The sequence below is a fragment of the Bacillus sp. P4_D3 genome (assembly GCF_056401855.1).
The window spans coordinates 1-1,555 of the sequence record NZ_JBFUIN010000715.1 but is presented as its reverse complement, the minus strand read 5'-3'; the positions used below and the strand labels follow the sequence as shown (position 1 = coordinate 1,555).

2 protein-coding genes and 1 pseudogene are annotated in these 1,555 nt (G+C 31.9%); 2 read left to right on the top strand and 1 reads right to left on the bottom strand.

Annotated elements, in window-relative coordinates; all coding sequences use genetic code 11:
* Together AC1DTM_RS25920 and AC1DTM_RS25915 are read left to right on the top strand one after the other, a co-directional pair.
* Nucleotides 1-171 (top strand): annotated as a pseudogene (locus AC1DTM_RS25920) (SAM-dependent methyltransferase); the annotation flags it as partial.
* Nucleotides 172-289: 118 nt separating this feature from the next.
* On the top strand, nucleotides 290-703 hold the full coding sequence (locus AC1DTM_RS25915; RefSeq protein WP_477001230.1) for a VOC family protein: 414 nt from the start codon (nucleotides 290-292) through the stop codon (nucleotides 701-703).
* A 240-nt stretch (nucleotides 704-943) separates the two neighbouring features.
* On the opposite strand, the gene AC1DTM_RS25910 is transcribed toward AC1DTM_RS25915, so the two are convergent.
* On the bottom strand, nucleotides 944-1,555 hold a 612-nt coding region (locus AC1DTM_RS25910; protein ID WP_477001229.1), incomplete at its 5' end, for a type 1 glutamine amidotransferase family protein.

Genomic DNA, 1,555 nt, shown 5'->3' with positions numbered 1-1,555 from the left:
GTGTATAGAGGATGGAGTTTGCAAGGTGGTCTTGCATATTCGGAAGAAAAGTTAAGAGAGATATTTAAAGAATTTGAAGTAATTGAAATTAGAAAAATGAAGCAAATTGAACAACCAAATAATATGTTTGGAGAATCATTTCTTTGGACAGCATTATTTAAGAAGAAATAAAACATAGATAATTGACAAACTCATCGTTTTTATAGACAATACACTTATAAGAATATACGTTCGGTTTTGTTGTCCGATGTATGTTTTGCATAAATACATAACAAGGGGATGTCTCTAAATGAGTAACACAAATCAAAAAATCACTACGTTTTTAATGTTTGAGGGARAAGCTGAAGAAGCGATGAATTTTTACACGTCGCTATTTGATCAATCAGAAATTGTAAACATCTCTCGTTACGATGAAAAGGGACCTGGTAAAGAGGGAACTGTAATACATGCAACATTCACGTTAAATGGCCAAGAATTCATGTGTATCGATAGTTATGTAAAGCATGATTTTACATTCACTCCATCTATGTCTCTTTATGTAACTTGTGATACGGAAGAGGAAATCGAAACAGTTTTTAATAAACTAGCACAAGATGGAAAAGTTCTTATGCCTTTAGGTTCATATCCGTTTAGTAAAAAGTTTGGCTGGTTAAATGATAAGTATGGCGTATCTTGGCAGTTAACTCTTGCTGGAGATGAATAATTAAAATAATATGGTGACATTAACGTCATAACAAAAGGGATGATTCAAGACTAATATGTATCATCCCTTTTATTTTTTGTTTTACAAACGTCACTGGTTTTTAAAGAACGTTTCATTATTATAACTAAAGAAGAAAGACCATCGTTATTCAATAAGATTAAAATAGATTTAGCTACCCGTTATATTTATAACAACTTTAGGTTTTTATATAATATAAAACTGCTAATTTAATTTTTCAGCTTATCTAGTAATTKAATTCATTAACTGGAAGAAGTATTCAGGTTTATAAGTCTTATTTAGGTTATACCATGAATGTAACGTATCTGGTGCAAATACATCAATTTTTTTCAATACTTCCATTGCAAATTCCAGAGGAGCTACTCCTGATGCAGTAATCAAATTTTCATCACATACTGCAGGTTCCATATTATAAAGTTGTTCTCCTTTATAATTAGGACAAACCATTTTAATATATTCTAAATCATTGCTTGTATGTTTTCTAGAATCTAGGTATCCAAAGTTCGCTAACCCCTCAGTTGCACCACAAATGGCAGCAACAATAGTGCCGAGTTTTAACGCTTCACCAATTTTTTTTAAGATAGGGTGATGAATGCTTTCTCCCCAAGTAGTCCCTCCAGGTAAAACTAAAAGATCGTTACTCTCAAGAGTACATGTATCAAGAGAAATATCTGGCTTTATGCTCAGTCCTCCCATCGTAGTAATAATTTCATTATTAGCTCCTACTGTAACTACCTTTAAAGGGGCTAACTCTTTTTTGAAATATCTTCCTGAGTTTAGTTCTGCAATTAAATGTCCATATTCCCAGTCTGACATCGTATTAAATACATAAAG